General features: G+C 72.6%; 5 protein-coding genes and 1 CRISPR repeat array. Of the genes, 2 read left to right on the top strand and 3 right to left on the bottom strand.

Annotated features, from left to right (window positions below; translation table 11 throughout):
- Window positions 1-217 precede the first annotated feature (217 nt).
- On the top strand, window positions 218-1,171 hold the full coding sequence (locus ACSNOK_RS28580; protein ID WP_436783686.1) for an ATP-binding cassette domain-containing protein: 954 nt from the start codon (window positions 218-220) through the stop codon (window positions 1,169-1,171).
- Entirely contained in the window at window positions 1,158-2,054 is an 897-nt protein-coding gene (locus tag ACSNOK_RS28575; protein WP_436783684.1) for an ABC transporter permease, read from the top strand. Before ACSNOK_RS28580 ends, ACSNOK_RS28575 begins: the two co-directional genes overlap by 14 nt.
- Before the next feature lie 45 nt (window positions 2,055-2,099).
- Here the strand turns inward: ACSNOK_RS28575 and ACSNOK_RS28570 are convergent, their stop codons facing one another.
- The 3 genes from ACSNOK_RS28570 to ACSNOK_RS28560 all read right to left on the bottom strand — a co-directional run bounded on the left by ACSNOK_RS28570 (window position 2,100) and on the right by ACSNOK_RS28560 (window position 7,286).
- Window positions 2,100-3,467 carry a M28 family metallopeptidase gene (locus ACSNOK_RS28570; protein ID WP_436783683.1) on the bottom strand — a complete coding sequence of 456 codons (1,368 nt, stop codon included), beginning with the start codon at window positions 3,465-3,467 and terminating at the stop codon, window positions 2,100-2,102.
- Between the two features lie 107 nt (window positions 3,468-3,574).
- A CRISPR array of direct repeats spans window positions 3,575-3,969; the repeat unit is 29 nt; unit sequence GGGACCACCCCCGCGTGCGCGGGGACCAC.
- Between the two features lie 176 nt (window positions 3,970-4,145).
- The gene (gene rarD, locus ACSNOK_RS28565) at window positions 4,146-5,219 is read right to left on the bottom strand and encodes an EamA family transporter RarD (protein ID WP_436783682.1); all 1,074 of its coding nucleotides are present in this window, start codon (window positions 5,217-5,219) and stop codon (window positions 4,146-4,148) included.
- An 87-nt stretch (window positions 5,220-5,306) separates the two neighbouring features.
- Window positions 5,307-7,286, bottom strand: a complete 1,980-nt coding sequence (locus tag ACSNOK_RS28560) for an APC family permease (RefSeq protein ID WP_436783685.1) — start codon at window positions 7,284-7,286, stop codon at window positions 5,307-5,309.
- Window positions 7,287-7,310: the final 24 nt, after the last annotated feature.

Raw genomic sequence — 7,310 nt, 5'->3', positions numbered from 1 at the left:
ACAGGCAGTGGGGAAGTCGAGGGCGAGGGGGAGGGACCTGGTGACGGAGTCCGCGCCGGTCGTACCGGAGCCTGGTCCTGAGCCCGGCTGTGAGTCCGGTTGTGAGCCCGGCCCCGCGCCCGGTCGTCAGCCCGGCCCTGCCCCCGGTCGTCAGTCCGGTCCCGCGCCCGGCCTTGGGCCCCGTCCTGAGCCCCGCCCCGAGACCGCGCCCCGACGCCTGCCCGAGTCCGCGCCGGTCATCGAGACGCGAGGGCTGACCAAGCGCTACCGTGGCGGCCAGCTCGCGGTGGACGGCCTCGACCTCGTCGTGCCGCGCGGCAGCGTGTTCGGGTTCCTCGGCCCCAACGGATCGGGCAAGACGACGACGATCCGGATGCTCATGGGGCTGATCGAGCCCACGTCGGGCCAGGCCCGGGTGCTCGGCGAGCCGATGCCGCGGGCCGGCGGGCGGGTGCTGCCCCGGGTGGGGGCGCTCATCGAGGGCCCCGCCCTCTACGGGTTCCTCTCCGGCCGCGACAACCTCGTCCGGTACGACGCCGCCGACCCCACGGCCGACCCGCGCACGCGGGCCGCCCGGGTGGCGTCGGCCCTGGACCGGGTGGGCCTGTCCGGAGCGGCGGGCAAGAAGGCCCGCGCGTATTCGCTCGGCATGAAGCAGCGGCTCGGCCTGGCCGCCGCCCTGCTCCAGCCGCGCGAGCTGCTGGTCCTGGACGAGCCGACCAACGGCCTCGACCCGCAGGGCATGCGCGAGATCCGGGCCCTGGTGCGGGGGCTGGCCGCCGAGGGCACCACCGTTTTCCTCTCCTCCCACCTCCTCGACGAGATCGAGCAGGTCTGCTCGCACGCCGCGGTGATGGCCCGCGGCCGGCTGCTCACCCAGGGCACGGTCGCGGACCTGGCCTCGTCCACCCGCGGCCGGCTGGCCGTCACCACCCCCGACACGGCGGACGCGGTCCGCGTCCTCAAGGAGCACGGCGTGAACGATCTGGTGGTCGCCGACGACCGCGTCACCGGCGAACTGCCCACCGGCACCCCGCCGCCCGACCTCGCGGACCTCAACGCCGCGCTGGTCCGGGCGGACGTCCGGGTGCGCTCGTTCGGCACCGAACGGGTCTCGCTGGAGGACGCTTTCGTGGCGCTCACCGGGGAGGGCTTCGATGTCGCGGGCTGAGCCGGGGGCGGTCCCCGCGCCCGCCGCCCGTCCCCCGCGCGCGGCCTGGCGGCTGTCCCTCTTCCGCAACGAGATCACCACCGTCTTCCGGCGCTGGCGAACGCTCGCGCTGCTCGGTGTGCTCGCCGCCGTGCCGGTGCTCGTCGGGATCGCGGTCAAGATCGAGACGAGCGACGGGGACGGCTCGTTCGGCACCGGCGACGGCGGCGAGGGCCCGGCCTTCGTCAGCCAGGTCACCAACAACGGCCTCTTCCTCGTCTTCGCCTCGCTCGCCGCGACGCTGCCGTTCTTCCTGCCCATGGCCATCGGCGTGATCGCCGGGGACTCGATCGCCGGCGAGGCGGGCACCGGGACCCTGCGCTACCTGCTGGTCGCCCCGGCCGGCCGCACCCGGCTGCTGCTCGCCAAGTTCACCACGACCCTCGTCTTCTGCCTGGCCGCCACCCTCGTCGTCGCCTGCTCCGCGCTGCTCGCGGGAGCGCTCCTCTTCCCGCTCGGGGACGTGACGCTGATCAGCGGGACGACGGTGTCCTTCGGTGAGGGGCTGCTGCGGGGCGTCGCCATCGCCGGGGTGGTGGCCGCGTCCCTGATCGGCGTCGCGGCGCTCGGCCTCTTCGTCTCCACGCTCACCGGCAGCGGCATCGCGGCGATGGCGACGACCGTGGGGCTGCTGATCACGGTGCAGATCCTGGACCAGTTCCCGCAACTGCACACCATCCAGCCGTACCTCTTCCCGCACTACTGGCTGAGCTTCTCCGACCTGCTCCGTGACCCCGTCTACTGGGACCAGATCGGACGGAACCTCGGCCTCCAGGGGCTGTACGCGGCGGTGTTCGGGTCGGCGGCGTGGGCGCGGTTCACGGCGAAGGACGTCACGGCGTGACGACGCGGGGGGGGCCGCCGTGCGACCCGCCCCGCGCCACCGGGCTCAGAAGGTGAGCTTCCAGCTGTTGACGGTGCCGGTGTCCTGGGCGGCGACATCCTGGACGCGGAGCTTCCAGGTGCCGTTGGCCGTCTCGGACGAGGCGTCGACGGTGTACGTGGCGACGACGTCGGACGCCGAGTCGTTGGCGCTCGACCCCTTCAGCCGGTACGAGCGCCCGCTCGGCCCGACGAGGTCGACGGTGAGGTCGCCCCGGTAGCTGTGCTTGATGTCCACGGCCACCTTGAGCGCGGCCGGGGCGTTGCCGGTGAGACCGCTGACCGTGATCGGGGACTCGACGGCCGGCCCGTTGTCGGGGATGGCGACGGGCGACTTGCTCTCGAAGCTGGTGCCGCCGGGCGGCTGGGTGGACCCGCCGCCGCTGAGCTTCCAGACGGCGCCCGCGATGGCGGTGCTGTTGGTGCCGAGCGCCTTGTCGTCGATGTTCGAGAGGGTGTCGCAGGAGCGGTGGTAGCAGCTGTCGAACGCCCTGCCCGCCGTGCCGCCCCAGTTACGGGCCTGAGCGGCGGTCTTGATGTAGTCCGCGCCGCTGAACAGGCCGCCCACGCGGATGCCGGCCTGCTGGAACGGCGCGTGGTCCGAGCGTCCGTCGCCCTCGGTGTCGATCTCGGTGGCGATCTTCCGGGCGGCGAACCAGTCCTCGAAGAGGGTCTTCAGCGACGCGTCGTACCCGTAGACGAAGTAACCGGGGTTGGGCGACCCGATCATGTCGAAGTTGAGATACGCGTCGATCTTCGACCGCTCGGTGGAGGGGAGTTGGTTGACGTAGTACGAGGAGCCGCGCATGCCGAGCTCCTCCGCGCCCCACCAGCCGAAGCGCAGGTGCTTGTCCGGCTTGTAGCCGGTCCTGGCCACGGTGAGCGCCACTTCGAGGACGCCGGCGGACCCGGACCCGTTGTCGTTGATCCCCGGCCCGGCGCTCACGGAGTCGAGGTGCGACCCGGCGAACACGACGTGGTTCGCGTCCCCGCCCGGCCAGTCGGCGATCAGGTTGTACCCGGTGGCACCACCGGTGGTGAACTGCTGCACGGTCGTCTTGTAACCGGCCGCGTCCAGCTTCGACTTCACGTAGTCGAGCGACGCTTTGTAGCCGGCGCGGCCGTGGGCGCGGTTGCCGCCGTTGGCGCTGGCTATGGACTGCATCTGACTGAGGTGCGCTTTGACGTCGGCCGAGGGTATCTCGGGCGCGTCGGCGGCCCGTGCCGCCGTGGTGACTGCCGTAGCCGGTGCGGCGATGGCCGGAGACGCGCCGATGAGCGTCGCCGCCACGGCCGCACCACACGCCAGCAGACCGGCGGACCGGCGGCGTCTTCGGGGGCTGGTGGGCAGGGTGGGACCTTGGACATCAAGCATGGGGGGCTCCCGTCCTTTTGACGTGCCCATGATGTTCAAGGGGTTTTCGGAGATCGGTCAAGGGCGAAATCCGGACACGGGGGTTCGGTATCCGGATATCGGGCGGAGCACCCATCCCCGCGTGCGCGGGGGCCACGTCCAGACGTTCGCGTCGCCGACCACGCTCGCGGGACCACCCCCGCGTGCGCGGGGACCACGAAGGCGTCCCTGATTTCGCGTTGGAGTCCCCGGGACCACCCCCGCGTGCGCGGGGACCACTACAAAGAGAAGGACGGCGAGGGCCAGCGCCCGGGACCACCCCCGCGTGCGCGGGGACCACAGTCTGGCGAACTCGACCAGGCGCGCCAACTGGGGACCACCCCCGCGTGCGCGGGGACCACGAGACGGCGGAGGAAGGACTGCCAGCGACAAGGGGACCACCCCCGCGTGCGCGGGGACCACCCGCCGCCCAGGTACATCACCACATGGCCGGAGGGACCACCCCCGCGTGCGCGGGGACCACAGGGCGCGACCTGCGCCTTTAGTCGGTGGCAGGCCGGTTTTTACTCACTTTCGCTGCTTCCGGCATTCGGGCTGAATCATGGCAAACCGGCCTCCAGGACGATGCGTTGAGCGTGCGAGCGGCGTGCCCCGTTCTGCTCGGATCATAGGGTCAGGAGCCGTCGTGTACCCAGCGGTTCACGCCCCGCCGCGCCCCGCCGTCGCGTCCGGCTCGCCCACTCCGCCGGTCGCCGCCTCCACGGCGGCCTCCGGCCGCGTCCGCTCCGCCGGGGCCGCGGCGCCCGCCACGGCGCCCGGCCCGTCGGAACCCGGCGGCTCCGCCGCCGCCCGCTCCCGAGCCGCCGCCAGTTCCACCCGCGTCGCCCGCGCCGAGCGCAGCGCGTCCCACGTCAGGACGGCCAACGCCAGCCACACCAGCGCGAATCCGGCCCACCGCTCCGGCGGCATGGACTCGTGGAAGACCGCGAGGCCGAGGGCGAACTGGAAGATGGGCGCCAGGTACTGGAGCATGCCGAGGACCGACAGCGGCAGCCGGACCGCCGCCATGCCGAACGACACCAGCGGGAGCGCGGTGATGGCGCCGGAGGCGACGAGCAGCAGCAGGTGGCCCGAGCCCTCGCTCGTGAACGTGCTCTTGCCGTCGGCGCCGAGGAAGAGCAGGAAGCCGAGCGCCGGCAGGAACTGGACGGCCGTCTCGGCCGCCATCGACTCCAGCCCGCCCAGTCCCACCTGCTTCTTGAAGAGGCTGTAGGTGCCGAACGAGGCCGAGATGCCCAGCGCGATCCACGGCAGCTTGCCGTACCCCACCGCCAGCACGATCACCGCCGCCGCGCCGATGCCGACCGCCGCCCACTGCGCGGGCCGCAGCCGTTCGCGCAGGACGAGGACGCCGAGGGCGATGACGACGAGCGGGTTGATGAAGTAGCCGAGCGAGGTCTCGACGACGTGACCGGCGTTGACGGCCCAGATGTAGATGCCCCAGTTGACCGAGATCGTCGCGGCGCTCAGCGCGATCATCGCGAGCCGCCTCGGCTGCCGCAGCAGCGGGCGTATCCAGGCCCAGCGCCGCGTCAGGGCGAGCGCGGCCACCACGGTGACCAGGGACCACACCATCCGGTGCGCGAGGATCTCGAACGCTCCGGCGGGCTCCAGGAGCGGCCAGTACAGGGGGAACAGCCCCCAGATCGCGTAGGCCGCGAGCCCGCACAGGAACCCCGTGCGCGTCTCGTTCTGCTGCGTGTCCGGCTTCACGGATCGACCCTCCCGGCGGTGTGTGACGACGACCTCGCGAAGGTAACGCCGCCCGGGCGCGCCTGTCATGTCCGTATCGCATGACGGTCATGACGTGCTCGGCGGGCGGGCGGAGCGCAGCCGTTCCACCGCCTGGGAAACGTCGAACGGCAGGATCGTGACCGCCACGTTCGGCAACCGCTCCAGCGCCCGGGCCATCTGCTCGCCCGTGCCCCGGTGCAGCAGCCGGCCGAGCGGCGTCGAGTACGTCCGCCGGGGGAGGAGGAGGGTGAGCGCGGTGGAGCCGTCGGCGGTGGTCCGGGCCGCGAGCGCGACGACGGCGTGCCGCAGCCGCCGGTCCGGGCAGTCGACGAGCTCCAGCGGGACGTTCGTGCCGGGCGTCGCGTCCCAGCGGGCGGCCAGCCGCCGCGCCCGCGTCTCGTCGATGACGAAGTGCAGGGCGCGCACCTCGTCCGGCCGCAGCTCGTGCGCGTACCGCAGGGCCTTGACCGTGGCCAGGTCCAGGCTGTCGACGAGGACGTACACCAGGTGCCGCCGCCAGCGCGGGCGGCCGGCGGTGAAGGCGGGGACGTTCTCCAGCACCGCCGCCTCCGCCCGGTAGTGGCGGTTGACGCGGATCAGCGCCCACACCCCGACCGGGAAGACCACCACGACCAGCCACGCGCCCTCCGTGAACTTGGTGATCGCGAAGATGAGCACGACCAGGGCCGAGACCACGGCGGCGGCCAGGTTCACCGCGGCCTTCGCCCGCCGTCCCGGGGCGGCCGGCGAGCGCAGGTGGTGCGCGGTCATCCCGGTGGCGGCCATGGTGAAGCCGGTGAAGACGCCGATCGCGTACAGCGCGACCAGTTTGTCGACACTGCCGCCGGTGAGGAGCAGCAGTGCCAGCGAGACGACGGTGAGGCAGATGATGCCGTTGGAGAAGGCGAGGCGGTGGCCGCGCCGGGTGAGCTGACGGGGGAGGAAACGGTCCTCGGCGACGAAGCTGGCGAGGAACGGGAAGCCGGTGAACGGGGTGTTGGCGCCGGTGTAGAGGATCAGCGCGGTGGCGAGCTGGACGAACACCAGGCCCGCCGTCCCCGCCCGGCCGTCGCCGAAGACGAGGTGGGCCTCCTGGGCGAGGACGGTCGGGTTCCCGTCCTCGTACGGGATCGCGTGCGTGAAGTGGGCCAGCACCGAGACGCCGGACACCAGGATCCCGAGGATCACGCTCATCACGGTGAGCGTGCGGCGCGCGTTGCGGCCCTGCGGAGGCCGGAAGGCCGACACCCCGTTGGAGATCGCCTCCAGGCCGGTCAGCGACGAACCGCCGTTCGCGAACGCGCGCAACACGATGAAGAGCGACGCGCCGTAGAGCCAGCCGTGCCCGGCGCTGCCCAGCGGAATGGCGCCGTGCGCCCCGGTGTCGGCGTGCGGCAGCCCGCCGTCCAGCCCCCGGACGAGCCCGACGCCGAGCAGCAGCGCCATCGCCGCCATGAACAGGTAGGCGGGCAGCGCGAAGGCCCGGCCCGCCTCGCGGATCCCGCGCAGATTCCCGTACATCAGCAGCACCACCACGGCGATGGTGATCGGCAGCTTGAGGTGGTCGATGCCGTGGTAGCCGTGGCCGATGAGATGGGCGAGGGAGATCAGCGCGTCCGTACCGGCGGCGGTCTGCACCGCGACCGTGACCGTGTAGTCCACCAGCAGCGCCACGGCCGCGATCTGCGCGACGCGCGGCCCCAGGTTCTCCCGGGCGACGACGTACGAGCCGCCGGCCCGGGTGTAGACGGTCACCACGTCCCGGTAGGCGAGCGTCACCAGCAGCAGGACCAGCAGGATCGCCCCGGTCACGGGCAGGAGGAGCGTGAACGCGGCGACTCCGGCCACCGGTACGAGGATGCGGAGCATCTCCTCCGAGCCGTACGCGGTGGAGGAGACGCAGTCGGAGGCGAGGACGCCGAGTGCTGTCGGGTTCGACAGTTTCTCCTGGGCGAGGCGCTCTGTCACCAGGGGCGGGCCGAGGAGGGCGCGCTTCGCGCGGTAGCGGAGGCGGTCGGGTGGGAGGGAGACGTCGGCGTCGGCCATGTCCCCCATGACAGCGGGCGGGGG

Origin of the sequence: Streptomyces sp. URMC 126, from assembly GCF_051386555.1 — a bacterium.
GTDB lineage: Bacteria > Actinomycetota > Actinomycetes > Streptomycetales > Streptomycetaceae > Streptomyces.
Note: the sequence above shows the minus strand (reverse complement) of the source record. Positions and strands in the feature narration are given on the sequence as shown.

Bases quoted from the DNA above. Each gene is read 5' to 3' on its own strand.
- ACSNOK_RS28575 (WP_436783684.1), top strand. From the start codon at position 1,158: ATGTCGCGGGCTGAGCCGGGGGCGGTCCCCGCGCCCGCCGCCCGTCCC.
- ACSNOK_RS28570 (WP_436783683.1), bottom strand. From the start codon at position 3,467: ATGCTTGATGTCCAAGGTCCCACCCTGCCCACCAGCCCCCGAAGACGC.
- ACSNOK_RS28560 (WP_436783685.1), bottom strand. From the start codon at position 7,286: ATGGCCGACGCCGACGTCTCCCTCCCACCCGACCGCCTCCGCTACCGC.